This is a genomic window from Bacillus yapensis (assembly GCF_005280205.1).
GTDB classification, from domain to species: domain Bacteria; phylum Bacillota; class Bacilli; order Bacillales; family Cytobacillaceae; genus Robertmurraya; species Robertmurraya yapensis.
In genome coordinates this window covers 33,792-60,729 of the sequence record NZ_SUND01000011.1, presented here as the reverse complement: position 1 = coordinate 60,729, position 26,938 = coordinate 33,792, and the positions used below count along the sequence as shown (strand labels likewise).

Sequence of the window (26,938 nt, the reverse complement as noted above, 5' to 3'; positions counted from 1 at the left end):
ACATAAGTCATCATTGCTAAATGTTTGGCAGTTTGAGGATTCCTGCTACTTGGAATGAAAATGAAATGAATTATCACATAATAATCGGTTTTTAGTTAGTCTGACTCATTTTTAGGAGAGTGTAAATATGGATACTGTATTTGATTATGAAGATATTCAACTTATTCCCGCGAAATCAATTGTAAATAGTCGTTCTGAGTGTGATACAACTGTTAAATTCGGAAATTATACATTTAAATTACCTGTCGTTCCTGCAAATATGCAGACCATTATTGATGAAAAGCTTGCTATTTATTTAGCTGAAAATAACTATTTCTACATTATGCACCGCTTTAATCCAGAGAAACGTGCAGACTTTGTGAAAGACATGAAAGCACGTGGATTATATGCTTCTATCAGTGTTGGAGTGAAGGAAGAAGAGTATAGCTTTATTACACAATTAGCTGAAGAACAGCTTTCTCCTGAATTTATCACCATTGATATTGCACACGGTCATTCAGATGCAGTTATTAAGATGATTAAGCATATCAAAGCTAATTTGCCAGAAAGCTTTGTCATTGCAGGAAATGTTGGAACTCCGGAAGCGGTTCGTGAATTAGAGCATGCTGGAGCTGACGCTACAAAGGTTGGTATCGGACCAGGTAAAGTTTGTATTACAAAAATCAAGACGGGCTTCGGTACTGGTGGCTGGCAATTGGCTGCACTTCGCTGGTGTGCAAAGGCTGCAAGTAAGCCAATTATCGCCGATGGTGGTATTCGAACTCATGGTGATATCGCAAAATCCGTTCGTTTTGGAGCTTCTATGGTAATGATTGGTTCTTTATTTGCTGGTCATGAAGAATCACCAGGAGAAACGGTTGAAAAAGATGGTAAAATGTTTAAAGAATACTTTGGCTCAGCATCTGAATTCCAAAAAGGCGAAAGAAAAAATGTCGAAGGTAAAAAGATGTATGTTGAGTACAAAGGTTCAATTGAGGATACTTTAATTGAAATGGAACAGGATCTTCAATCTTCTATTTCATATGCAGGTGGAAACAAGCTGTCAGCTATCCGAAACGTGGACTATGTTGTTGTTAAGAATTCTATCTTTAATGGTGACAGAATTTATTAAGTAGTAAATAGCTCAAATCCTTTTATAAAAAGGGTTTGGGCTTTTTTTGTTTCTAATATTTACCTTTTCTAAATACAGTAACTTAAACATATTTATGTTTAGAGTGAACATCCTGTCCCAACCACTCTAAGCAAAATGGATAGTTAACCCTATCTTCATATTGGAAAAAGAATAAGCTTTACGTTATAATTATTTCAATAGTCGAAATTATCTGATTTATTTTTAAAGTAATCAAGAGTTGAAGCTAAGATGTAATTATGGTTGCAAAACAGTTTGGTAAAGGGGGAATGCTTTCTAGCTTGATTTCATAGCAAGTTGTAAGTCTATTAACTTAAATAAAAAGGAGGATGGGCTGTATGGCAGAAACGAAGAAAAATCGATGGCTTATAGCAGCGGCTGCTGTCGGGATCCACATTTCAATTGGCTCCGTTTACGCATGGAGTAATTTTACGAATCCGTTAAAAGACTTGTTTGGTTGGTCAGATTCGGAAGTAGCATTAACATTTAGTATTGCAATATTGTTCTTAGGTCTATCAGCTGCCTTTTTAGGGCATTTTGTTGAGAAGCATGGGCCAAGAAAAGCAGGTCTGCTGGCAGCAGCCTTTTTTGGAATTGGAATAGCTGGCTCGGGGCTTGCAGTATTAGCAGGTTCGAAATTATTGCTTTATATCTTTTACGGAGTGTTAGGAGGAATCGGCCTTGGTGTTGGTTATATCGCCCCCGTTTCTACATTAGTGAAATGGTTCCCTGACCGTCGTGGACTTGCTACAGGACTTGCGATCATGGGATTTGGCTTTGCGGCAGCAATCTCTAGCCCGATTATGAATAGCTTAATTGAAAATGTAGGCGTTGCAAACACCTTCCTTATTTTAGGAAGCGCTTACTTCATTTTGATGACTGCATCTTCTCTATATCTTGAAAAACCACCTGAGGGATGGATGCCAAAAGGGTTTCAGGAAAAAGTCGAATCGGGTGCAGCAAAACCTAGATTGGATTTATCTCAGTTAACGGCGAATGAAGCAGTAAAAACAAGTCGCTTTTGGTATTTGTGGTTGATGCTCTTTATCAATGTCACATGCGGTATTGCAATTTTAGCTGTTGCAAAGCCACTTGCCCAAGAATCGATTGGTATTGATGCTACTGCAGCAGCAGCTCTTGTCGGTGCTATTGGAGTATTTAATGGGTTAGGGCGTATTGGCTGGGCTTCTATTTCTGATTATATTGGTCGTCCAAATACGTACACGACATTTTTTGTTCTGCAGATTGGACTGTTTTTCATGTTGCCACATACGACAAATTCCCTTTTATTCCAAGTGATGTTAGCCATTATTTATACATGTTACGGTGGCGGTTTCGCGTCAATTCCAGCATATATTGGGGATCTTTTTGGAACGAAACAACTTGGTGCAATCCACGGCTATATTTTAACAGCATGGGCTGCAGCTGGACTCGTAGGTCCAATGTTTGCTGCATATATTAAAGATACAACGGGAACTTACGCTGGAAGCTTAACCTTCTTTGCAGGATTATTTGTTGCTGCTCTTATTCTTTCATTATTAATAAGAGTTGACATTTTGAAGCTTCGAAAGCAAAAAGAAACAGGAGTGACAGCCTAAATGAACATGGCATGTCGAATGAAAGTGCATCGGGAGGAGGGGATAGATTTCTTGAAGAACACGGTTAAACGAACCGTCACCCGTTATGCGCAAGGAAACATTACTGAACAGGAGGATTCCGTTGTTACCGAGCATCCGATTACGATCAAATTGAATCAAAATGAATTTGCCACACTTGTATGTACACCAGAATATATTGAGGATATGGTGATTGGTTTTTTGGCTTCTGAAGGTGTCATTAGAGGGTATGCCGATATCGATAATATTTGGATTCAAGAAAAAGAAGGCTTTGCTCATGTTAAGACAAATTACGTGAACCATTTTTACGAGAAATTTCATTCAAAACGTTATATATCTTCCTGTTGTGGCAAAAGCAGACAAGGATTCGTTTTTTTTAATGATGCTAAAATGTCGCATCATCTTAAAGATGTGAACGTAAAGTTAACCATTGAGGAATGCTTTCAATTAATGGAAGAAATGCAAAAAAGTTCGAGTGTATTTATCGAAACAGGCGGTGTACACAATGCTGCTCTATGTAGCAAAGATGGCATGATTCTTTCTCGTTTAGATATTGGTCGACATAATGCATTGGACAAAATATATGGTTACTGTCTTCGAAATCAAATTTCATTAAAAGATAAGGTTATCGTCTTTAGCGGGCGGATTTCCTCTGAGATTTTGTCAAAAGTAGCGAAGATTGGTTGTGAGGTTATTTTATCCAAATCAGCTCCTACCGACTTAGCGCTTGAACTCGCTGAAGAATTAGGAATAACTACCGTTGGTTTTATTCGAAATAATGCGCTCAATGTGTATACAAGATTAGATAGAATTGTAGATTTGTAAGAAAATCTTAGGAGAGGAGTGGTAAACATGGAGACTCAGGTTAAACAAGTCGAAACCATTTGTAGTTTTTGTGGAACTGGTTGTGGCCTTGATGTTGAGGTGGAAAACGAACAAATTGTGAAGGTAAAAGGGCATAAAGAAAATCCTTCTAGCCATGGAGAGACCTGTGTGAAGGGTGCACTTGGTTGGGGTTATATTCATAGTGACCGAAGATTAACTGAGCCACTCATTCGTAAAAATGGAAAGCTTGTACCTGCTAGTTGGGATGAGGCACTACAACTAATCGCTCATAAATTTTCAGCGATTAAGGAGTCTCATGGGCCAGATGCGTTTGGATGCTTTAGTTCTTCTCGTTCTACAAATGAGTTAAACTATCTTGTTGGAAAATTTATGCGTACCGTGATTGGTACGAATAATATTGATAGCTGTAACCGAACCTGACATGCTCCTAGTGTCACCGGTCTGGTGACTGTGTTTGGAACAGGTGCAGCAACTGGCTCTTATGATGAATTAGAAAATACCGATGTTATTCTTGTTTGGGGAAGTAACACTCAGGAATGTCACCCGATTATTTTTAATCATATGCGTCGTGGTATTAAGAATGGAGCCAAAATGGTTGTCATTGATCCTAGACGGATTGATCAAACGAAGTTAGCCCATAAGTATTTACCAGTACGTGTGGGAACTGATATTGCTCTAGCAAATGCGATGGGGCACGTCATTATTGAAGAGGGCTTAGCTCATGTAGATTTTATTCAAAATGCGACAGAACAGTTTGAACTTTATAAAGAGAAGGTACAACAATACACGCCAGAATATGCCGAGAAAATTACTGGAATACCAGCAGAGGATATTCGGGAAATTGCCCGCCTCTATGCGACTGCAGAAAAGGCAACGATTTGTTGGACATTAGGGATTACAGAACACCATAATGGAACGGAAAATGTTTTTTCTTTGGTTAACCTAGCTTTACTTACTGGTCACATTGGGAAATATGGATCTGGTCTCAATCCACTCCGCGGACAAAATAATGTTCAGGGCGGAGGAGATATGGGAGCGTTGCCTAATCGCTTAGTCGGTGGTTGGAATTACGATGACCCAGAAGGAAGAAGGCTTCATGAGCAAGTGTGGGGTGTACCGGTTCCTGAAAAGATGGGCAAACATCAGACATTAATGCTAGATGCGATGGAAACGAAGGAAATAAAAGCCCTTTATGTAATTGGTGAGAATCCAGTGCAATCAGATGCAGATGGACACCATGTAGAGAAGCTGTTCGAGAATCTTGATTTTCTCGTTGTTCAAGATATATTGATGACGAAAACGGCCATGATGGCTGACGTCGTTCTTCCTGCGAAAGGTTGGGCAGAAAACGATGGTACTCTTGTCAATTCTGAACGTCGCATCCAACGTGTTCGTCCAGCATTAAAAGGGCCAGGTATATCGCGTCATGATCATGAGATTGTGCAGGATATTGCCAACAGTATGGGAGCCAACTGGAACTATCAGTCAGCAGAAGAAGTTTGGGAGGAAATTCGTTTATTGGCCCCTAATTTTGCTGGGGTAACGTATAAACGAATTGATGAAGAAGGTGGTTTACAATGGCCTTGTCCAGATGAAAACCATCCGGGAACACCATTCCTTCATACCCGTCTTTGGTCAAACGACGTGGGTAAAAGAGCGACATTTGTGCCTACAGATTATCAGCCGCCAGCTGAGGTACCAGATGAGGAATATCCATTGATGCTGACAACTGGACGCCGTCTTCAATTTTATAATACCGGTGTTCAAACAAGTAATTATAAAAAGGTGAAAAATGCAGAGGAGGCCATCGAAATTCATCCGGATGATGCAGCTCATTTTGGTTTTGAAGATGGTGAAGTGGTTCGAGTAAGTTCCAGAAGAGGAAGTGTTGAGACTAAAATAAAGATAAGCAACAAACAGCCACGAGGCTTAGTCTTTATGTCCTTCCATTTCCCAGAACAAGCTAATACAAATCTATTAACCAATCATGCAACTGACCCTCTAGCTGGAACAGCAGAGTTCAAGGCATGTGCGGTGAAGATTGAGAAACAAGTGGAAGGATCGGTGTTAACTGAGGCGAAAGTATGATTATAATAGAGGTTTAATTAGGCAGCTTGAATTCTTAGTTTATCAAGAATTCAAGCTTCTTTTTGTTATTTTTTAGTAAAAACTACTGGTGTTGTACATACTAAAATTTACCGTTTCTCAATATGGTTAATTTTCAGTAAACAAACTTTACAAAACCTTTACAATTCATTAATGGAACATTTACAAAGAATCCTTATTGTTTACTTTAGGCAAACTACGAAATAGGACATATTCAGTCGAATTTTGGAGGTTTAACATATGAGAAGAAAATTAAAGATAGGGTCACTAGTGCTCTGTTTATCAATGATATTAGCTGCCTGTGGAAATGATAGTGCTGGAGATGAAACAGAAGCATCTGGAGGCAATGTCCATACGTTAGCCATTTCAGGCTCTACTTCTGTCGGACCTTTGGCTGAAAAATTGGCAGAAAAGTATGAGGGAAATAATAATACAAAAATAGAAATTAATCAGATTGGTTCATCCGCTGGTATCACGAATGCTATCAATGGAGTTTCAGAAATTGGTATGTCATCGCGCGAATTAAAGGATGAGGAGAAAGAGAGCTTACAGGAAACAGTCATTGCTTATGATGGGATTGTTGTTGTAACTCACCCGAGTAATAAAGTTAAAAATCTAACAATGGACCAAGTAAAAGACATATTCACAGGAAAGATTACCAATTGGAAAGACCTTGGTGGGGATGATTTAGAGATTGTTGTTGTTTCCCGTGAAGATGGTTCAGGTTCTAGAGATGCATTTCAAGAAATTGTAGGTTACTCTTCAGGCGAATTAATAAAAAGTGCGATAGTAGCAAGTGGAAATGGGAATATTAAAACGACTGTTGCAACGAATAAGCACGCGGTCGGCTTTATTTCTTTTGAGTATATCGATGAATCAGTTTCTCCAGTAAACATTAATGGAGTAGAAGCAACTGCAGAAAATGTTCTAAGTCAAAAATATGTTTTATCTCGTCCGTTCCTATTTGTTCATGTTGAGGACAATCTTACAAATGAAGGACAAAAATTTATCGATTATATTTTGAGTCCAGAAGGACAAGCGATAGCGGCTGAATCAGGGGCTATCCCAGTTCAATAATTAGCATAAGTAAAAGCAATCTTGGGGGAATGCAGAATGTCGAGCATACCGGTAAAAAAGGATGCAGGAGAAATTGGCAAGGCAAATAAAAGGAAGTATATATTAGAAAAAGTGTCTGGGAGAGTATTTTTATTTTGTGCACTTCTTTCTGTTGTCAGCTTATTGCTTATCATAGGATTTGTATTTTATAAAGGTTCGCATCCATTTATTGCAGAAGGGTATAGTTTTATTGATTTCTTGCTAGGAAGCGATTGGGTTCCAAGTGAGGACAAATTCGGGATCCTACCTATGATTGTAGCATCTATTTATGCTACGATAGGCGCCTTAATAATCGGTGTTCCGATTGGGTTATTCACTGCTATTTTCTTAGCGGAAATTGCACCGAGAAGTGTTGCAAAAATCATTTCACCCGCAGTGCAGCTTTTAGCAGGAATTCCATCTGTATTATATGGAGTATTTGGACTCGCGATCATCGTTCCTTTTTTACAAAATAACTTAGGGCTAATTAAGGGTCAAAGTTTAATAGCAGTAATAATAGTATTAGCAATCATGATGCTACCAACGGTTGTAACAGTGGCAGAAACAGCCATTCGGGCAGTGCCAAAAGCATATAGAGAAGGTTCGTTGGCATTAGGTGTTTCTCCAATTGGAACAATCTTCAAAGTAGTCGTTCCAGCTGCTAAGTCGGGAATTATGACGGCTATCGTTCTTGGAATGGGGCGAGCTATAGGTGAAACAATGGCGGTTATCTTAGTTGCTGGGAACAGCTTGGTCATTCCTACAAGCTTAACGGATAGTATCCGTCCTCTAACAACAAACATAGCTTTAGAAATGGGCTATGCATTTGGAACTCATCAAGAAATGTTGTTTGCGACAGGAATAGTATTGTTCTCGTTCATCTTAATATTAAATTTTGTTTTAGCAAGAATTAGCTCGAAAGGTGGCAATTAAGTTGAGGAAGCTAAAAGATAAAATTCTTCTTGGGTTACTTTGGTTTGCAGCTTTCTTAACAGTTGCAGTACTTGTCATGATTGTAGGTTATATTTTCTACAAAGGGATTGGCTTAATTAGCTTTGATTTTATTTTTGGTGATTATTCTCCATCTGGTGGTGGCGGAATATTACCTATGATCGTGACAACTATTTACACGATTGTTATCTCGCTGTTAATCGCGACTCCAATTGGAATTTTAGCTGCAGTCTATTTGCAGGAATACGCAAAACAAGGAAGATTAGTAAACACAATTCGTTTTGCGACAGAAAGCTTAACAGGTATTCCTTCTATTATTTATGGATTATTTGGTGCCGTGTTTTTTGTGACAACCTTGAAATTAGGTATGTCGATCATTGCAGCCTCACTTACTTTAACGATTATTGTCTTACCAGTTATTATTCGGACAACTGAAGAGTCATTAAAGACAGTACCGAGGACATACCGTGAAGGGTCACTGGCTCTAGGAACCACGAAACTCCAGACATTATACAAAGTAATTTTGCCAAGTGCTATGCCTGGTATCTTATCCGGGCTTATTCTCTCAATGGGTAGAATTATTGGGGAATCAGCGGCGATTTTCTTAACAGCAGGAACAGTGGCGGCAATGCCGGCAAGTATTTTCTCATCAGCACGAACGTTGACCGTTCACTCTTTTCTAGTCACACAGGAGGCAGGGGATATCGAACTTGCAGCGGCTGTTGGGGTCGTCCTCATCGTACTCATTTTAATCTTAAATTTAACTGCTACTTTTATATCGAAAAAGTTAAATAAAGCCAACTATTAAACGAGGTGAATGACTTGAATACAACAGTGATCGATCGTAAAACGGCGACAGATAAGTCAGCCAATACAACCGAGCAACAGACGAAAATTGCCGTGAAAGATTTAAATCTCTTCTATGGAGAGAAACAAGCACTTTTTGATGTTTCCATTGATATTAAGGAAAAAGAAGTGACGGCATTAATTGGTCCATCTGGTTGCGGGAAATCTACATTTTTACGAACACTTAATCGTATGAATGATTTAATTGACGGTGTGAAAATTAATGGGAAAATGGTTATTGATGGTGAGGATATTTACCAGTCTAATGATGTGATCAAGCTTCGAACCAAAGTGGGCATGGTATTTCAAAAACCAAACCTTTTTCCAATGAGTATTTATGATAACGTGGCGTATGGCCCACGGATGCAAGGGATTAAAAATAAGGCTGAGTTAAATAAAATTGTTGAGGAAAGTCTGCGAGGAGCAGCGATTTGGGATGAAGTAAAGGATCGCTTAAAGAGTTCTGCTCTTGGCCTTTCAGGTGGCCAGCAGCAAAGGGTTTGTATTGCACGTGCAATCGCGATGAAGCCAGAAGTAATCCTAATGGATGAACCGACTTCCGCACTTGACCCGATTTCCACTCTAAAGGTAGAAGAATTGATTGCTTCGATGAAGAAGGAATACACAATAGTTATCGTGACTCACAATATGCAACAGGCGGCACGTGTTTCTGATAAGACAGCCTTTTTCTTAAATGGTGAGATTATCGAATTTGATGAAACAAATAAAATCTTTTCTATGCCATCTGATCAAAGAACCGAAGATTACGTTACTGGTCGTTTCGGTTAAGCGGAGGAGAAAAACATGGTTGTTCGCGAGAATTTCGAAAATAGTTTGCAGGAATTGCAAGTAAAAATGGAAGAGATGACTCAATTGACAGTGGAGTCTTTAGAAAAATCATTTGATGCACTTAAAACTCAGGATGTTGAATTAGCTCTAAGAGTTATAGAAGAAGATAATGAAATAGATGATCTAGAAGAAGAGATTAATCAATTGGCTATTTGGCTAATGGTGAAAGAGCAGCCTGTAGCAAGAGATTTACGCAAAATCATTGGTGCCATTAAGATTTCCTCAGAGGTTGAACGAATCGCAGACTTTGGAGTTAATATTGCCAAAGCAACGATTAAGATCGGCAATGGAGATTCATTAATCAATAAGACAAGCCTTGAAGCGATGAAGGAAGTATGTATTACTATGTTGAACAAGGCTCTAAAATCATTTTTCGATGAGAATATGGCCCTTGCAAAAGAAGTTGGCGATATGGATGATGAGGTTGATGAATATAGTGATGAAACCTATAAGCAACTTACTGGCCACTTATGTGAGAGGCAAGAAGAAACAAACCAATTGGTGCAATTATTGTTTGTGAATCGTTATTTGGAACGGACTGCAGACCATATCACGAATATTGCAGAAAGCGCAGCATATTTAATAAAAGGTCGGAAATATGATTTGAATTGAAGAAAGGCTGGAATCTTTGTGGATCAAAGGTTTCAGCTTTTTTTTCGATAGGAAATCTTTACGGAGACAGCCTACACCAAAGTGACCCGATTTGTGTTGAAAGTGCAAATTCAACTTCATTATTGAAAATTCTAAATATTTCTGCTACACTTTCACACAGAAGGGTGATATTCATATGTCGCAGTTAAAAGATAAGATCATTACGACCTCGTTGCAATTGTTTGAAAAACATGGGTACCATGGTGTCACGGTTAATCAAATTGTTGAGGAAAGTGGTACTTCAAAAGGAGGGTTTTATCACCATTTTAAATCAAAAGATGAACTTCTGTTTTTAATTCATGATTACTTTATTCAATATGCATTAGACAAAGCTAAGCATGCCGTTCAAACCTACACAACATCCACTGAACAACTTCAAGCGATCATTTACTATCATGTACAAGTATTTGAGCTTTACAAACCACACATCTCCGTCTTCTATCAAGAAAGTAAGTATTTAAAACCCGAGTACGAAGAAATCATTAAACGAAAAAGAGATGAATATCGGGATATTGTTTTTCAAGTCATTCAGGATGGGATTCATTCTGGAGAGTTTCGTTCTGATCTGTCAGTTGAAATGACAGGTATGGCCATTTTAGGAATGTTGAATTGGATGTATAAATGGTATAAATCAGACCGAGAAAAAACGATTGAGGAAATAGCAGCTCATTTTATTGACCTTATTTTGCAGTCTGTATTAGTGAAGTAATAATTATATTTTATAAAATTTAAGCGCTTTCATCAGTCGACCCCGATACCGACCAACTAGTCGGTCTTAAGGGTTGTTCGATTCAGAGATTCGGTTTTGTTTATAACTTGTCCCATCAATGAATATATATGAATGAAGGAGGAACGAGGAATGAACTTTGAATTAACAAAAGAACAGCAAATGGTAAAAGACATGGTGAAGGAATTTGCGGAGAAAGAAGTGGCGCCAAAAGCGGACCATGTTGATAAGACAGGCGAGTTTCCGGTACAGACATTTGAAAAAATGGGGGAGCTTGGACTATTGGGAATTCCTTTTCCGGAAAAGTATGGTGGTTCAGGCGGAGACACGATCTCTTATGCCATAGCTGTTGAAGAAATCGGGAAGGCATGTGGCAGCACAGGTTTAAGCTATGCGGCAGCAGTTTCCCTTGGTGCCAGCCCCATTTATTATTTCGGAACAGAAGAGCAGAAACAAAATTTTCTTGTCCCATTAGCAAGTGGAAAGGGACTAGGAGCTTTCGGTTTAACAGAGCCAAATGCAGGCTCAGATGCTGGTGGAACGAGAACAAAAGCGGTTCTTGATGGTGACGAGTATGTGATCAACGGAGAAAAATGTTTCATTACAAACGCTGAGTATGCCAAAACGATTACCGTAACTGCCATGACGGGAAAAGATGAGCGGGGAAAAAATATTATTTCTGCAATTATCGTTCCTACTGATACACCAGGATTAACCATTAATAGCAATTACGAAAAACTTGGAGTTCGTGGTTCGAATACATCAGAAATTATTCTCGAAAATGTTCGTGTTCCGAAAGGAAATTTACTTGGAGACCCTACTGGTGGATTCAAACAATTTTTATATACATTAGATGGCGGTCGAATTTCCATTGCAGCTCTTTCCGTTGGGATTGCCCAGGCTGCTCTCGAAAAAGCATTAAGTTATGCCAAGGAAAGGACTCAATTTGGCCAACCGATTGCAAAGTTTCAAGCGATTCAATTTAAGTTAGCGGATATGGCAATGGAAATTGAGTTAGCAAGAAATATGGTTTATAAAGCTGCATGGCTCAAAGATAACGACAAGCCTTTTACAAAGGAATCGGCTTACGCGAAATTATTCGCTTCAGAAGCAGGGTTCCGAGCTTGTAACCAAGCAGTCCAAATTCATGGAGGCTACGGTTATATGCGTGAATACGAGGTGGAGCGGTATTTACGTGACATCAAGCTCATGGAAATTGGGGAAGGCACATCAGAAATTCAACGACTCGTCATTGCTAGACAGTTAGTTTAATAGAAACAAATATTTTCTAATGAGGGGGATTCAAATGGACGTTAGTGGAATTTTAAAAGTCGTTTCCGAAAGTAAGCTCGTTTATCCAACTGAAGAAAGACAAGTAAAAACCTCAATTGGAAGCAGTCAAGCTTTTCAAGAACTTCTGCAAAAATCCCAACAAGATCCCGCAACTTTTTGGAATGATGTCGCGAAAGAATTATTTTGGTATGAGCCATGGCAACAAACAATGAGTGGAAGTCTACCAGAGTTTCGTTTTTTTGAAGGGGGGATTAGCAACCCCTGTGTGAATTTACTTGATCGTCACGTGGAGAATGGGGCTGGCAATCGTACCGCTCTTATTTGGGAAGGTGAAAATGGAGATACAAAGTTTTTTACCTACAACATGCTGCTAGCTGAAGTGAATCGTTTTTCCAATGTGCTCCGTTCCTTTGGTGTGAAAAAAGGGGATTGCGTCGCCATATTTTTGCCAAACCTAGCTGAAGCGATTATCGCTGTCCTTGCATGCTTCCGCATTGGAGCCATATATAACACGATTTTCTCTGGTTATTCAGAGAAATCATTGAAGGATCGTCTTGTTAGTTTTGAACCAAAAATCATCGTGACGACCGATGCATCACCGAGACGGGGAAACACGATTCACTTAAAGGAAAAAGTGGATGCGGTCATTTCGGATATCCCTTCGATTGAAGCGGTAATTGTCGTTAATCGTTTAGGAACAGAAGTCAATATGACTGAGGGACGTGACTTCTGGTGGGATGAATTAACGAAGAAGGCGAGCATCCATTGTGAACCGGAAAGGCTAGAAGCAAATGATTATGGGATCGTCTTTTATACAAGTGGAACAACAGGGAAACCAAAGGGCGTCGTCCACTCTGGAATGGCCTTCGTCGTGCAAAATTACATTTATAGCAAATATCATATGGACCATCATGATGACGATGTGTTCTGGTGTACGGCTGATATTGGTTGGCTAACGATGCATATTTGGGGGATTGCTGGAGCATTAGCGAATGGAGTTACGACAGTTGTGTATGAAGGGGCGATTGACTTTCCGAGAAAAGACCGGTTCTATCAAATGATCGAAAAGTATCGTGTTAATAAATTGTTTACCGCTCCAACAGCACTACGGATGCTAAAGAGCTTGGGAGATCAGCTTGTGGATCAATTTGATTTATCCTGTCTTGAGGTCATTTCCCTTGTAGGTGAACCGTTTGACCCTGAATCATGGCAATGGACGTATGAAGTATTAGGAAAGAAAAATATATGTGTTAATAATACGTGGGGACAGACGGAAACAGCTGGATGTCCAATTGCGGGAGCAGCGTGGTTAACACCGATGAAGCCTGGTTCAGCAGGAATTCAATTTTTAGGAGCAGATGTAGCAGTCGTCGATGAGGAAGGAAAACCTGTTCCTCCTGGCACCTTAGGGAATTTGGTAATTCGAAAACCATTCCCGATGCTATGTCGGACCCTGTGGAAGGAGCCGGAACGCTATTTATCTTCTTATTTTAGACAGGTGGAAGGTAGTTATTTTGCTAGCGACTTGGCCTTGATTGATGAAGATGGCTATGTATGGGTTGTGGGTCGCTCGGATGATGCCTTCAATGTGGCTGGTCATCGCTTAAGCACGATGGAAATTGAAAGCGCTGTGCTCGAATGCGAAGGTGTAGCAGAAGCCGCTGTCATTGGGGTACCAGATGATATTAAAGGAGAGGTTCCGCTCGTATTTGTGCGAGTAAGCGATATTTCACTTGGGACCGATAGTTTGAAAGAAACAATTAATGAACGGATTGTCGAGCAGATTGGAAAAATTGCTCTACCGAAAGCAATCATTTTTACAGAGGCTTTGCCAAAAACGGTCAGTGGGAAAATCATGCGCCGATTATTAAAGGAAATCGTTACAGCTGGAAAGGTTTCAGGTGATATTACGGGGCTAGAAGATCCAGGAACTGTGTCGCAAATTCAAGAGATTATAAGCCGAAAGACGACCGTGAAGTGAGCCTTAAGGCTTGTCGTTGCATCATTGGGAGGTGTGTCTATGTTTTCGAAAATTTTAATTGCTAATCGTGGAGAAATTGCAGCACGTATTATCCGCACATGTAAAAAAATAGGAATTCAAACAGTAGCCATCTATTCCGAAGCAGATGCAGATGCTCCGTATGTATACATGGCGGATGAAGCCTATTGTATCGGAAAACCTCGTGTTCATGAAAGCTACTTACAGATTGAAAAAATTCTTGAAACAGCCAAAGCAGCAGGTGCGGAAGCCATTCATCCTGGCTATGGACTTTTAAGCGAAAATGCTGAGTTTGCACGAAAATGTGGGGAAGCTGGCATTGTGTTTATTGGTCCTAGCCCTGAAGTGATTGAGAAAATGGGTAGTAAAGTAGCAGCCAGAAATGCGATGAAGGAAGCGGGTGTCCCTGTGGTACCAGGTACCGAAGCGTCAGTTGCTGATGTGGGAGAGGCGATTGCGGCTGCAGTGCAAATTGGTTATCCCGTGATGCTCAAGGCAAGTGCCGGTGGTGGCGGAATTGGCATGCAAGTTGTGCAAAACGATGAGGAATTACTAAAAGCATTTGAGGGGAACCAAAAAAGGGCGCAAATGTTTTTCGGTAATGGAGAAATGTATATTGAGAAATTCATTGAAAATCCTCGACATATTGAGATTCAATTATTGGCTGATAAGTTTGGTAAATGTGTGTACTTATGGGAGCGGGAATGCTCCATTCAGCGTCGTCACCAAAAAGTAGTCGAGGAGGCCCCTTCACCATTTTTAGATGAAGACTCCCGTAGGAATATGGGAGAAGCAGCGGTGAAAGCTGCCTTAGCTATAGGCTATGAAAATGCCGGGACGATTGAGTTTTTAGTAGATGAAGAGAAAAACTTCTACTTCTTAGAAATGAATACCAGATTACAAGTTGAACATCCAGTAACAGAAGAAATTACGGGGCTTGATTTAGTAGAGGAACAACTACGAGTGGCAGTTGGGGAAAAGCTACGCTGGTCTCAGGAGGCAATAAAATTGGAAGGGCATGCGATTGAGGTCCGTATTTACGCAGAAGATCCAAAGACATTCCTTCCATCTCCAGGGAAAATCACAGCATTTGCTCTCCCTACAGGTGAAGGGATTCGCCATGAGCTTGCAGTACATGAATCGTCTACGGTTACGCCATTTTATGACCCAATGATTGGAAAGTTAGTAATGTCTGCCCCGACACGTGATGCAGCTATTCAACGCTTAACGGAGGCTTTGGAGCAATACCAGATCGAAGGGATTAAAACGAATATCCCGATGCTCCGGGAGGTTGTGGCTCACAGGGCATATCAAAATGGAGAGACGACGACTAATTTCATAGAAAAATATATTCAAAAATAGGAGGAATCATCATGGCAAATATTCAATCTAATATGGCAGGTAGTGTATGGAAAATACTCGTGAATGTAGGGGACGAAGTGACCGAAGGACAGGATGTCGTCATTTTAGAATCGATGAAAATGGAAATTCCGATTGCTGCGGAAGCAAGTGGTATCGTGAAAGAGATTAAAGTAAGTGAAGGGGACTTTGTCAACGAGGAAGATGAATTAGTGATATTAGAATAATTCCTGGAAAGGAATGTGAGTGATGAACCTTCAAAAGAAAGTAACGATTAAAGAAGTTGGGCCACGTGACGGGCTGCAAAATGAGAAGCAAATGATCCAGACAGAAGATAAGATTGAATGGATCAACATGTTATCTGAAACAGGGTTAACTTATATCGAAATTACATCCTTTGTGAATCCAAGGTGGATTCCTCAATTAGCGGACGCGGTTCAAGTAGCGAAATCGATTAAACGAAAAAACGACATTACTTATGCAGCGCTTGTCCCTAATGAAAGAGGTCTTGAAGGAGCATTGGAAGCCAATGTAGATGAAGTGGCTGTGTTTATGTCTGCCTCTGAAACTCACAATCTGAAAAACATTAACAAATCCATTTCAGACACATATCCGGTGCTAAAACCTGTCATACAAGAGGGAATTGTTGCAGGGAAATCAGTGAGAGGCTATGTTTCTACTGTATTTGGTTGCCCTTATGAAGGGGAAGTTTCTATCGATTCGGTACTGGCTGTTTCTGAGCAGTTATTTTCATATGGAATTGAGGAGCTTTCTTTAGGCGATACGATCGGGGTTGCCAATCCTAAGCAAGTGGAAGAGGTTTTAACAGAAGTATTGAAGCGATTCCCTCGAGAAAGAATCGCGATGCATTTTCATAATACAAGAGGGACGGCACTGGCAAATGTGCTCGTTGCACTGAATCTTGGAATTACAAATTTTGATAGCGCATTAGGGGGGCTTGGAGGTTGTCCATACGCACCAGGTGCATCTGGCAATCTTGCAACTGATGACCTGCATTATATGCTTGCGGGTATGGGAATTGAAACAGGTATTAATAAAGAAAAGCTTATACAGGCTGCACGATTTTTAGAAGAAAAAATGGGAAAGGAGCTTCCAAGTCATACGATGCAGACGGAACGAAGCAAGATTTCGAATTAGAAAGGTGGGCACCATTTTGTCGGCAACTGTTTTACTAAAAATCGAAAAAAATATCGCCACAATTACATTGAATCGACCTGAAGCAGCTAATGCTTTTTCGATGCAAATGCTCACTGAATTTAGAGAACTCATCGAAGATTTTAAGTATAACTCTTCGATTCGGACTGTCATCCTCACAGGCTCTGGTGAAAAAGTATTTTGTGCAGGGGCAGATTTAAAGGAACGAGCTAGGATGACTCCTATTGAAGTAAAGCAGACAGTAGCCTTAATTCGTCTAGTCATCAATTCTGTTGAACAACTCCCGATGCCAGTGATTGCGGCTATTAATGGAGTAGCCTTTGGGGGAGGGCTGGAACTCGCTTTAGCCTGTGATATTCGGATAGCTACTGAAACGGCAAAGGTAGGCTTGACTGAAACGTCGTTAGCGATTATTCCAGGGGCAGGTGGTACACAACGTCTGCCTCGACTCATCGGCTTAGGGAAGGCAAAGGAGCTAATTTTCACAGCTCAGAGAGTGGATGCATATGAGGCAAAGGAAATCGGCTTAGTAGAATATGTCGTTCCGAAAGAGGAACTTTTACAAAAAGCGATGGAAATCGCCGATAGAATTGCCGATAATGGTCCAATTGCTGTAGCTCAAGCAAAAATTGCTATCAATAAAGGAATGGAAGTTGATTTACAAACAGGTCTAGAACTTGAACAGATGGCTTATGCCATGACTATCCCTACTAAAGATCGTATCGAAGGATTAACAGCTTTTAAAGAGAAAAGAAAACCGCAATATAAGGGGGAATGATGGATGGCTGTTCAAGCACAGGGGGAAGAAAAAATGGAACAATATCATGAACTCGTTGAAAAGATTAAACAAGGCGGCGCAAAAGGATATCATGAAAAAAATGCGGAAAAAGGTAAGCTATATGTTCGCAAGCGCCTTGAACTACTTTTTGATGAAGGATTAAAAGTAGAAGATGCCTTCTTTGCTAACTGTATGGAGGATGGACTGCCAGCAGATGGCGTGGTCACAGGTATTGGGAAAATTCATGGTCGCACAGTCTGTGTGATGGCCAATGATTCAACAGTTAAAGCAGGGTCATGGGGAGCTCGCACAGTGGAGAAAATCATCCGAATTCAAGAGACAGCAGAGAAACTTCAGGTCCCGATGCTGTATTTAGTCGATTCGGCAGGTGCGCGAATTACCGATCAAATCGAAATGTTTCCAGGCAGGCGCGGGGCTGGGCGAATTTTTTACAATCAAGTAAAACTATCCGGGAAGGTTCCGCAAATATGCTTACTATTTGGACCATCTGCAGCGGGTGGTGCTTATATTCCAGCATTTTGCGATATTGTCGTGATGGTTGAGGGAAATGCGTCAATGTACCTCGGTTCACCAAGGATGGCGGAAATGGTCATTGGTGAAAAGGTGACACTTGAAGAAATGGGTGGCGCGAAAATGCATTGCTCAGTCTCAGGCTGTGGAGATGTATTGGTTAAAACAGAAGAAGAGGCATTAACTTTTGCCCGCCGCTATCTAACGTATTTTCCACAGAATTATAAAGAAAAGCCAGAAGTAGTGAAGTCTATTTCGCCTAAGCGATTTGAAAAATCAATTGAGGAGTTGCTTCCAAAGAATCAGAATGCTCCTTTTAATATGTACGAATTAATTGATCGACTCATCGATGAGGATTCTTTTTGTGAAATTAAAAAACTGTTTGCCCCTGAGTTGATCACAGGTTTTGCCCGATTGAACGGTCAGTCGATTGGAATACTTGCTAATCAGCCACGTGTAAAAGGAGGGGTCCTGTTCCATGATTCGGCTGATAAAGCAGCGAAGTTCATTACTTTGTGTGATGCTTACCACATCCCGCTCTTGTTTTTAACAGATGTTCCAGGTTTCATGATCGGAACCAAGGTAGAGCGTGTCGGCATTATTCGTCATGGGGCAAAAATGATTTCCGCGATGAGTGAGGCAACTGTACCGAAGATTTCGGTTATCGTCAGAAAAGCGTATGGAGCTGGGCTTTATGCAATGGCAGGTCCCGCCTTTGAACCTGATTGCTGCTTAGCTTTGCCTTCAGCAAAAATTGCCGTTATGGGACCAGAAGCGGCCGTGAATGCAGTGTACGCCAATAAAATCGCGGCTCTTCCTGAAGAGGAACGGCCGGCATTTATTCAGCAGAAGCGGCAAGAATACGACCAGGACATCGATATTTATCGTCTAGCCTCTGAAATGATTATTGATGGAATTGTCGAACCGAACAGCCTTCGTGATGAACTTGCCAATCGTCTGGAAATATACACATCCAAGTATCAAGTATTTACTGAGCGGAAGCATGGGGTATATCCGGTATAGAGAGGCTCATAAGAAAAACGCAGGAATTCCTGCGTTTTTTCTTATTTCTCCCTCGTCATCTTCACAAGTGTAATAATATCCTGCGAAACAGCCTCATACGGAACGTTATCTTTCTTCAAATCATTTTTAATTTTTTCGATCAGCGTCACTGCTTTCGGATTGGTAACGGTTAGGGTTTGAACATTACCATTAAAAACTTTGTTCATGTAATTTTTTGCTTTATCAAGATTGTCATCCACATCTGGAGCTGCTGTCTCCTGTGGTGCGTCCTGATTATTCCCATTAGGATTTGTTATTCCGTTGGCACTGTTAAGAACATGGTCCTGCATCGAATCATATTGATTCGAAGTCGTTTCAGCTGCTGCTCGTGCAAGAATAACCGTGTCATCTAAAACAAAAACCTTTATCCCGCTAATTCCTTCACCACCTAATCTTGACTCTAGGTGAGAAGAAATCCCTCCATCGTGTAACCCGGAACTTCCAATCATACTATAGACATCTGTTCCGGCTCCATGAGTCATTCCACCGTGTTCATCGGTAGTTTGTCTTTTTTCGCCATTTTCACTTGGGATAATTAAGCCATCATTCAAATTTTCAGTAGATACGCTTTTGTCATAAACATTTGTTGCATGAGGGCTGTGAGTGTCGATATGCTGTCCTTCTTCTGCTTGAACAGTTTCATCCACTTCATTTTGCTGTCCTGCGCACGCCGAAAGGGTCAATATGACTCCTAAAGGAACCGCTATTTTCCAAACTTTTTTCATATTTTTCCACCTCTAAAAAATAGATTTTAAGTTATCTTGCCCAAATTATTTCTGTGTATGAATGGATTTTTTTGGGGCAATCTATCGGTAAAATGTAGGAGGTGGATTTTATGGCTGAAAATGCTAACCAACAGGAAAAAAATGAATCTCTTACTCGCCGTAGATTTCTAAAGAATTCTGGGATCGCCATTGGTGGACTGGCAGTAGGTGGTGCATTAGGTAGTTTAATCCCATTTAAGGACAAAACGGATAAAGACGGAGTTAAAACCGAACAAAAAGCTGAGAATTATAATCTTGCCCTCATGTTTTTTACACAACAACAGTTTCGAATGGTCGAAGCAGCGACAGAGCGAATTTTCCCAGCCGATGATAATGGTCCAGGGGCAAAGGATTTAGGAGTGGCTTATTTTATTGATCATCAATTAAGTGGAGACTGGGGGTTTAATGCAAGGGAATACATGCAACCGCCATTTTTTAAAGGTGAAAAAGTTCAAGGGTATCAAGGTCGCCTTAGACGACGTGAGATTTTTGATATTGGACTTCGAGAACTACAAAATCATAGTTTAAAAAAATTTGAAAAGAACTTTATTGACTTAGATGAGGAGCAGCAAATTGAGGTTTTAACGGATTTTGCCGAAGATAAGGTTCAGCTTACAACGATTTCTCCTAGTGGATTTTTTAATATGATGAGGACCGCAACATTAGAAGGGGCTTATAGTGATCCGTTATATAGTGGAAATCGCAATATGGATGGCTGGAAAATGCGCAATTATCCAGGTAGTCAAATGGCCTATACGGATGTGATTGATCAAGAGTTTAAGGTAATTGCACCAAAGAGTCTTAAGGATCATTTAGGACATTAATAGAATGGGGTGAAGAGCGTGGCGAAGAAATTACCAAAAGTAGATGTGGTCATTGTTGGTGTTGGCTGGGCTGGCGGAATTATTGCTGCGGAGCTAACGAAACAAGGCCTAAATTGCGTCGGATTAGAAAGAGGAAAAGAACGAAAAACGGAAGATTACTTTATGGTGCATGATGAACTGCGTTATGCTCTCAGATATGAGCTAATGCAGGATCTTTCGAAGGAGACCATTACGTTCAGAGGCAATGAAAAGCTTCGAGCACTTCCTATGCGCCAATATGGTTCTTTTATATTGGGCGATAATTTAGGCGGATCAGGGGTTCATTGGAACGGGCAAACCTATCGTTTTCTTCCTTACGATTTTGAGATTCGTAGCAAAACAATTGAAAGGTATGGGGAAAAAAAGATTCCAAAGGACATGACGATTCAGGATTGGGGTATTACCTATGATGAACTGGAGCCCTATTTTGATAAATTTGAAAAAATGGCCGGCATTTCCGGGGAAGAAAATCCCCTTGGGCCAAAAAGATCTAGCCCATATCCAACTCCGCCGATGAAAACAACACCGGCACTGGAAAAATTCCGTAAAGCAGCAACAAACTTAAAGCTCCATCCATATAATCGTCCTTCTGGAAATCTATCAGAGGCGTATACAAATCCTGACGGGGTTTCGCGGGCGGCTTGTCAATATTGTGCGTATTGTGAGCGATTTGGTTGTGAATATGGAGCGAAAGCTGACCCAGTTGTAACGGTAATTCCAGTAGCGAAAAAGACAGGAAAGTTTGAAATACGTACTCATTCGAATGTGAGACGGGTGTTGAAATCAGGTAACAAGGCAACAGGAGTTATGTATATCGACACAACAACAGGCGAAGAAATTGAACAGCCTGCGGACATCGTGGTACTCACAAGCTATGTTTTTAATAATGTAAGATTATTGCTGCAATCAGGCATTGGTCGTCCGTATAATCCTAACTCTGGGACTGGAGTTATCGGGAAAAATTATGCTTATCAAGTTCAAAAAGGGAGTGCCACAGGCTTTTTTGAAAAAGAAGAGTTCAATACTTTTGCTGGTGCAGGTGCACTTGGCATGGTGCTCGATGATTATAATGGCGATAATTTTGATCATACGAAGCTAAATTTCATTCATGGCGGATCGATTGCTATTTCTCAAACAGGACTTCGTCCGATATCTAACAACAAAGTACCAAAAGGAACACCTACATGGGGAAAAGAGTTTAAAGCAAATTCGGTTAAATATGCTAATCGGATGTTATCCGTTGGGGGACAAGGGGCTAGTATGCCGTTTAAGCACCATTATCTTGATCTCGATCCAACCTATAAGGATGAGTTCGGTGACCCATTAGTGCGGATTACCTTTGATTTTGAAGAACAGGACCGGCAGCTAGCCAAGTATTTAAATGAACGCTGTATTGAAATCATGAAAGAAATGGGTGCTGATCTAGTGGACCCATTTGAAGAGCTAGGTCCATATGATATCACGACTTATCAATCGACTCATAATACAGGTGGTGTCATTATGGGAGCAGACCCAGATGCATCGGCCGTTAATAATTATATGCAAATGTGGGATGCTGAAAATGTCTTTGTCGTTGGTGCGACAGCCTTCCCTCATAATAGCGGCTATAATCCAACTGGGACGGTTGGGGCTTTAGCTTACCGAGCAGCTGAAGGGATTTTGTCATATAGAGATAAAGGTGGAATTTTAGCTTAAGAGGTGGTCAGTATGTTATCGAATATTGGTATTCCTGGATTAATCCTTATTTTAATCATTGCGTTGATCGTGTTTGGACCGAAAAAGCTTCCGGAAATCGGTTCTGCTGTGGGAAAGACCTTATCAGAGTTTAAACGAACAGCTACCTCTATTATTGATGAGGATGAGGAAGTTATAGAAATGGTTGAAGAAAAACAACTATAAATATGTATTAAGCAAGTTTTATTTAATATATAGTAGAAGCACGACTATAACAAGTAGACCAAATCATTCGGTTTGGTCTTTTATTATTCCTTTAAAAGGAGGATTTTGTTATTGTTAAAATATCCCCAAGTTAAAGTTCGTAATCATCTAGAATATATAAGTATTTCACCAATTCAGACAGGAAAGTAACTATTTAGACGAATCATGATTGGAGGTTTTTTATGATAAACGGAAAGTCACCACTTGTTATCGCTATTGCAGCTATTTCTGGTGGAGGGAAAACAACAATTACAAAACAGCTAGCTCAGAGCTTGGATAATTCAAGGACTCTCTTTTTTGATGACTATGATTTTAAAGGTCCAGATGATATTGTTGATTGGATTGAGAATGGAGGGAATCCGAACGAATGGAATTTAGCACCGCTTTTAAAGGATCTAAATCTGTTACTAGCTGAACCTCTCGATTTCATTATGTTAGATTTTCCTTTTTCTTATGAACATTCTCTAGTAACGGAGTTCATTGATTTTTCAGTCTTTGTAGACACCCCATTAGATATTGCTATGGCTCGCCGGATCCTCAGGGATTTTCGTGAAGGCTCGACGGAAGATATCTTAGTAGATATGGAAATTTATATTTCTAGAGGGAGACAGGCATATCTTCATATGCTACAAACAATAAAGCCTACTGCAGATATAGTCATTGATGGAACATTACCAGCAAGAGACATTATCCATGTTATTATGAATCACCTAGAGCTGAAAAAAGGATTGGATAACTAGAACCCAATCCTTTTTCGTATGCGACACTACATCCCCTCATAAAAAGGCAACTCAATAATAAAAGTAGTTCCCATCCCGTATTCACTTTTAATGTTAATTTTCCCCTTTAACTGTTCAATAATTTGAAAGGAAATCGTCAGGCCAATTCCAGTTCCTTTTTCTTTTGTGGAATAAAAGGGTGTACCAATCCGAGAAAGTTGTGATTTGGTCATGCCTTCACCATTATCGGCAATTTTAATGATTACTTTTTTGCTAGCGGCATAGGCCTGTATTTCTAGTTTTCCATTACTCTCCATGGCCTCGATTCCATTTTTTAAGATATTAATAAAGACCTGTTTAACTTCATCAGTATTCCCATTTATATAGAGGTTATCTTCAATTCTTGAAACTACTTCAATATTTTGGAGATTTGTATAAGAAGTCATAAGCTCGATTGTTTTCGTCAATTCTTCGCTAATGTTGACCATTTGAAACGATGAGTTATTCGGCCTTGCTAAAGATAGATAATCATTAATAATATCCTGAGCACGAGTCAATTCTCCCAAAGAAATATCGATATAATTCCGTTGTGTATCGGTAATATTTTCATCCCTCTTGATCAACTGTAAAAAACCGTTAATCGTCGTCATTGGATTTCTTACCTCGTGAGCAACCGATGCAGCAAGCTGGCTAATTACATTCAGTTTTTCAGAACGTTTTAACTCCCGTTGTAAAAATAATTGTTGTTTCAGATTTTCAATAAGAAGGAAGACAAGCATTAACGTGAACCAAGTGATTAAAGAGAAAATAAAAACCGTTAGAATGTAGTCAAGTTGCTCTCTTTTAATCATCGTAATACTTCTAGTTAACGTTATAAGCCAATAGACGGCACTAATGGAAAGAAGCTTTTTTTTCAAGCTAAGTAGTTTGAATTTTTTTCTAAGATAATAAAAAATAACTGTGATAATAGAATAGTTGATAAATAATATTAAGAGGTTGATTTCATCCAAGTAATACAAATAAAACAACATAATGATGACAGTGATGATTCCGGGTATCATCCCGATATACATGAAAGCGACAATAATGGGTATTAACCTGAAATCATACTCAAACCCATTTACATAACTAACTGGAAAGGACATCGTTAATAGGAGAATGATAATAACCATTCCTAATAGCTTTCCTCTGTGAGATTTACTAGAATAGATATTTTTTAGTATGGCTAAAAAATAGAATACAAGAATAGGAAAGATGACAATTAGAACATGATATAGTATGTGACCAATATTCTCTAGCAAGACACAGAATCCCCCTAAAAACGCCCAATTTATTCTCCCATTTTCTTAATTTCTACAACAATAGATATAATCCTTCAAAGGATTTGTAAATCCTACAAATTTTGCGGTGGGAATTTTTACCTCGGAGATATTTAGGTGGTAACAAGTGTGTATTTGCCATATACTTGGAATTGTAAAAGAGGTGAACTATCTTTTGATTGAAATAAAAAAATTTCATATTCAGATACTCATATTGATATTGAGGACTTTAGTCATTGCGATAGCGGGAGCGCTGATCGCAAACTTTATCCATCTTCCGATTCCATGGTTACTTGGTTCTATGGTCTCGGTTCTTATCGCTTCGAGGATGGGACTAAAATTATACTGGCCTAGGAGAATGCGAGATATTGCCATTGTCATTGTAGGTTATTCTATTGGTTTATCGTTTACTAAGGATGCGTTAAGATTAATACTGATTCAGCTCCCATCCATATTCCTAGCAACGATTTTCATTATCGGCTTTTGCGTTGCTTTAGCTTATCTAATTTCCAAAATAACTGGATTGGACTATCCATCTGTACTGATTGGAAGTATTCCGGGGGGACTGTCACAGATGCTTCTTTTAGGAGAAGAAATTAAAGGAGTCAATCTTTCAATTGTGACATTTCTACAGGTATCGAGGTTGATCTTGATTATTATTTTTGTACCTTTGTTAGTATTCAGTCCATTGGTTAAGAATGGCTCCACTAATGCATCAATGGTGATCCATTCTCCAACAATTACTTTAGTTGATTTGTTCCCAAATATATTGGTTTTCATACCTGTTGTTCTATTATCTATTATACTTGCGAAGAAGTTTAAATTCCCAACCCCATACTTAGTTGGTCCTATTTTTGGTACTGCAATCGTTGGATTAGTAGGATTTCAAGGTCCATCACTTCCATCTAGTGTACTAGATGTATCCCAATTAATGATCGGGTCGTATATTGGTTTATTAATTCACTTTGAAGAAATTGAACATAAATTAAAAATGGTTGGGGTGGCAATTAGTTCAGGAGTTTTGCTTCTGTTAGGATCCTGGGGATTGAGTTGGCTCTTTGCACATATGAAACATATATCATTCTCCACAAGTGCTCTTAGTTTGGCTCCAGGAGGAATGGATCAAATGGGGATAATTGCTGCAGAGATTCATGCTGATCTTTCCATCGTGGCAGGATATCAGTTGTTTAGGTTGTTTTTTATCTTTTTTGTTGTTCCCCCTATCCTTAGAATTTTTATTCATCATTTATATCGAAAAAAAGGTTTAGAACCTCACAAAATAGAAGTTTAGAAATCATCAACATATCATGTGCAAGAACCCATTATAAAAAAGACAGGAATCCAAAATAAGGATTTCTGTCTTTTTTTTATGGCACAAAAAATGCATGGAAATGAGGAAAATAAATTTAGGAGGATAAAGATGACTTACGAAAATGTGAAAGTGTATACAGATAGTAGATTAGGTGTCATTAAAATTAATAGACCAGAGGTAAGAAATGCTCTTGATGCAAAAACCTTACAGGAAATCACTCATGTTTTTGACCTTTGGGAAGAGAATGACGAAGTGAACGTAATTGTACTGACTGGTGATGGAGACAAATCCTTTGCTGCCGGAGCAGATATCAGACAGCTCAAAGATAGAAAACCCTTAGATGCATTATTACCTGGTAATCAGGGCGTTGCACAACGGATCGAAAATAGTAGCAAAGTGACCATTGCCGCCATAAATGGATTTGCTTTAGGAGGAGGATGCGAGTTGGCTTTAGCTTGTGATATTCGTATCGCAGCTGAACATGCCAAAATAGGGCTTCCTGAACTAAATCTATCGATTATTCCAGGAGCCGGGGGGACGCAAAGACTGGCAAGAATTATTGGGAAGGGTCGAGCAATGGAAATGATTCTTACCGGTGAAATTATTTCGGCAAAGAAAGCAGAGCAAATCGGATTGGTCTCATCTGCTGTTCCGAAAGAAGAATTGTGGGCCGTTGTCGAAAGCATGGCTGAAAAAATTATTAAAAAGGGACCAATCGCACTAAAATTAGCCAAAATGGTCATCAATCAAGGATTCGATGTTGATTTAAAAACAGCTTTAATGTTGGAAAAGTTTGCGCAATCTATTTTATTTAGTACGGATGATAAGCTTGAGGGAGTATCGGCATTCTTGGAAAAAAGAGAAGCACTGTTTAAAGGTGAATAAATGTAAACAATAAGAACGCAACTGTTCAAAAATGCAACACGAAGTTTTCAAGGAAACTTATAGCGTAAAAGAAAATTGGAAGTTTGTAAATTGGCACGGTTTATGCAAGGAATAAAGACGAGAA

General features: G+C 39.6%; 25 protein-coding genes. 23 read left to right on the top strand and 2 right to left on the bottom strand.

What is annotated here, in order from left to right:
* Positions 1-127: 127 nt before the first annotated feature.
* The 17 genes from guaC to FAR12_RS13795 all read left to right on the top strand — a co-directional run bounded on the left by guaC (position 128) and on the right by FAR12_RS13795 (position 18,975).
* Entirely contained in the window at positions 128-1,111 is a 984-nt protein-coding gene (gene guaC / locus FAR12_RS13875) for a GMP reductase (RefSeq protein ID WP_126409260.1), read from the top strand.
* 356 nt (positions 1,112-1,467) lie between these two features.
* Entirely contained in the window at positions 1,468-2,727 is a 1,260-nt protein-coding gene (locus FAR12_RS13870; protein WP_126409259.1) for an L-lactate MFS transporter, read from the top strand.
* A 51-nt stretch (positions 2,728-2,778) separates the two neighbouring features.
* Positions 2,779-3,570 carry a formate dehydrogenase accessory sulfurtransferase FdhD gene (fdhD, locus tag FAR12_RS13865; protein WP_170972204.1) on the top strand — a complete coding sequence of 264 codons (792 nt, stop codon included), beginning with the start codon at positions 2,779-2,781 and terminating at the stop codon, positions 3,568-3,570.
* 27 nt (positions 3,571-3,597) lie between these two features.
* The gene (gene fdhF, locus FAR12_RS13860) at positions 3,598-5,679 is read left to right on the top strand and encodes a formate dehydrogenase subunit alpha (protein WP_126409258.1); all 2,082 of its coding nucleotides are present in this window, start codon (positions 3,598-3,600) and stop codon (positions 5,677-5,679) included.
* A gap of 258 nt (positions 5,680-5,937) precedes the next feature.
* The gene (locus FAR12_RS13855; protein ID WP_126409257.1) at positions 5,938-6,774 is read left to right on the top strand and encodes a phosphate ABC transporter substrate-binding protein; all 837 of its coding nucleotides are present in this window, start codon (positions 5,938-5,940) and stop codon (positions 6,772-6,774) included.
* A gap of 36 nt (positions 6,775-6,810) precedes the next feature.
* Positions 6,811-7,725 (top strand): phosphate ABC transporter permease subunit PstC, encoded by a 915-nt coding sequence (gene pstC / locus FAR12_RS13850; protein WP_126409256.1) that lies wholly within the window; start codon positions 6,811-6,813, stop codon positions 7,723-7,725.
* A gap of 1 nt (position 7,726) precedes the next feature.
* Complete coding sequence (gene pstA / locus FAR12_RS13845; RefSeq protein WP_126409255.1) at positions 7,727-8,551, top strand: phosphate ABC transporter permease PstA; 825 nt, start codon at positions 7,727-7,729, stop codon at positions 8,549-8,551.
* Between the two features lie 26 nt (positions 8,552-8,577).
* Positions 8,578-9,378, top strand: coding sequence for a phosphate ABC transporter ATP-binding protein PstB (pstB, locus tag FAR12_RS13840; RefSeq protein ID WP_425456184.1), 801 nt, complete (start codon positions 8,578-8,580; stop codon positions 9,376-9,378).
* Positions 9,379-9,393: 15 nt separating this feature from the next.
* On the top strand, positions 9,394-10,050 hold the full coding sequence (phoU, locus tag FAR12_RS13835; RefSeq protein WP_126409254.1) for a phosphate signaling complex protein PhoU: 657 nt from the start codon (positions 9,394-9,396) through the stop codon (positions 10,048-10,050).
* A 175-nt stretch (positions 10,051-10,225) separates the two neighbouring features.
* On the top strand, positions 10,226-10,798 hold the full coding sequence (locus FAR12_RS13830) for a TetR/AcrR family transcriptional regulator (RefSeq protein WP_126409253.1): 573 nt from the start codon (positions 10,226-10,228) through the stop codon (positions 10,796-10,798).
* 150 nt (positions 10,799-10,948) lie between these two features.
* A complete protein-coding gene (locus FAR12_RS13825; RefSeq protein ID WP_126409252.1) occupies positions 10,949-12,088 on the top strand; it encodes an acyl-CoA dehydrogenase family protein in 1,140 nt (379 codons plus the stop codon).
* Positions 12,089-12,122: 34 nt separating this feature from the next.
* Positions 12,123-14,090, top strand: coding sequence for an acetate--CoA ligase (locus tag FAR12_RS13820; RefSeq protein WP_126409251.1), 1,968 nt, complete (start codon positions 12,123-12,125; stop codon positions 14,088-14,090).
* A 39-nt stretch (positions 14,091-14,129) separates the two neighbouring features.
* Positions 14,130-15,470: an acetyl-CoA carboxylase biotin carboxylase subunit gene (accC, locus tag FAR12_RS13815; RefSeq protein WP_126409250.1), complete on the top strand. Its 1,341-nt coding sequence runs from the start codon at positions 14,130-14,132 to the stop codon at positions 15,468-15,470.
* A gap of 11 nt (positions 15,471-15,481) precedes the next feature.
* Positions 15,482-15,694 (top strand): acetyl-CoA carboxylase biotin carboxyl carrier protein subunit, encoded by a 213-nt coding sequence (locus tag FAR12_RS13810; RefSeq protein ID WP_126409249.1) that lies wholly within the window; start codon positions 15,482-15,484, stop codon positions 15,692-15,694.
* A gap of 22 nt (positions 15,695-15,716) precedes the next feature.
* The gene (locus tag FAR12_RS13805; RefSeq protein WP_126409248.1) at positions 15,717-16,625 is read left to right on the top strand and encodes a hydroxymethylglutaryl-CoA lyase; all 909 of its coding nucleotides are present in this window, start codon (positions 15,717-15,719) and stop codon (positions 16,623-16,625) included.
* 16 nt (positions 16,626-16,641) lie between these two features.
* Positions 16,642-17,421 (top strand): enoyl-CoA hydratase, encoded by a 780-nt coding sequence (locus FAR12_RS13800; protein ID WP_126409247.1) that lies wholly within the window; start codon positions 16,642-16,644, stop codon positions 17,419-17,421.
* A 33-nt stretch (positions 17,422-17,454) separates the two neighbouring features.
* Positions 17,455-18,975 carry an acyl-CoA carboxylase subunit beta gene (locus FAR12_RS13795; RefSeq protein ID WP_170972212.1) on the top strand — a complete coding sequence of 507 codons (1,521 nt, stop codon included), beginning with the start codon at positions 17,455-17,457 and terminating at the stop codon, positions 18,973-18,975.
* 41 nt (positions 18,976-19,016) lie between these two features.
* Here the strand turns inward: FAR12_RS13795 and FAR12_RS13790 are convergent, their stop codons facing one another.
* The gene (locus tag FAR12_RS13790) at positions 19,017-19,739 is read right to left on the bottom strand and encodes a hypothetical protein (RefSeq protein WP_126409245.1); all 723 of its coding nucleotides are present in this window, start codon (positions 19,737-19,739) and stop codon (positions 19,017-19,019) included.
* 110 nt (positions 19,740-19,849) lie between these two features.
* Between FAR12_RS13790 and FAR12_RS13785 the strand changes: the two genes are divergently transcribed.
* From FAR12_RS13785 to FAR12_RS13770, 4 genes are all read left to right on the top strand, one after another.
* Positions 19,850-20,602, top strand: coding sequence for a gluconate 2-dehydrogenase subunit 3 family protein (locus FAR12_RS13785; RefSeq protein ID WP_126409244.1), 753 nt, complete (start codon positions 19,850-19,852; stop codon positions 20,600-20,602).
* A gap of 18 nt (positions 20,603-20,620) precedes the next feature.
* Positions 20,621-22,336: a GMC family oxidoreductase gene (locus tag FAR12_RS13780; RefSeq protein WP_126409243.1), complete on the top strand. Its 1,716-nt coding sequence runs from the start codon at positions 20,621-20,623 to the stop codon at positions 22,334-22,336.
* A 12-nt stretch (positions 22,337-22,348) separates the two neighbouring features.
* On the top strand, positions 22,349-22,540 hold the full coding sequence (gene tatA / locus FAR12_RS13775) for a twin-arginine translocase TatA/TatE family subunit (RefSeq protein ID WP_126409242.1): 192 nt from the start codon (positions 22,349-22,351) through the stop codon (positions 22,538-22,540).
* Positions 22,541-22,761: 221 nt separating this feature from the next.
* A complete protein-coding gene (locus FAR12_RS13770; RefSeq protein ID WP_126409241.1) occupies positions 22,762-23,319 on the top strand; it encodes a nucleoside/nucleotide kinase family protein in 558 nt (185 codons plus the stop codon).
* Positions 23,320-23,345: 26 nt separating this feature from the next.
* Here FAR12_RS13770 and FAR12_RS13765 read toward each other — a convergent pair whose 3' ends face one another.
* Positions 23,346-24,599: an ATP-binding protein gene (locus tag FAR12_RS13765; RefSeq protein ID WP_126409240.1), complete on the bottom strand. Its 1,254-nt coding sequence runs from the start codon at positions 24,597-24,599 to the stop codon at positions 23,346-23,348.
* A 238-nt stretch (positions 24,600-24,837) separates the two neighbouring features.
* On the opposite strand from FAR12_RS13765, the gene FAR12_RS13760 reads away from it, so the two are divergent.
* Together FAR12_RS13760 and FAR12_RS13755 are read left to right on the top strand one after the other, a co-directional pair.
* Positions 24,838-25,908, top strand: a complete 1,071-nt coding sequence (locus FAR12_RS13760; RefSeq protein ID WP_246010396.1) for an AbrB family transcriptional regulator — start codon at positions 24,838-24,840, stop codon at positions 25,906-25,908.
* Between the two features lie 129 nt (positions 25,909-26,037).
* Positions 26,038-26,814, top strand: coding sequence for an enoyl-CoA hydratase/isomerase family protein (locus tag FAR12_RS13755; protein ID WP_126409239.1), 777 nt, complete (start codon positions 26,038-26,040; stop codon positions 26,812-26,814).
* Positions 26,815-26,938 lie beyond the last annotated feature (124 nt).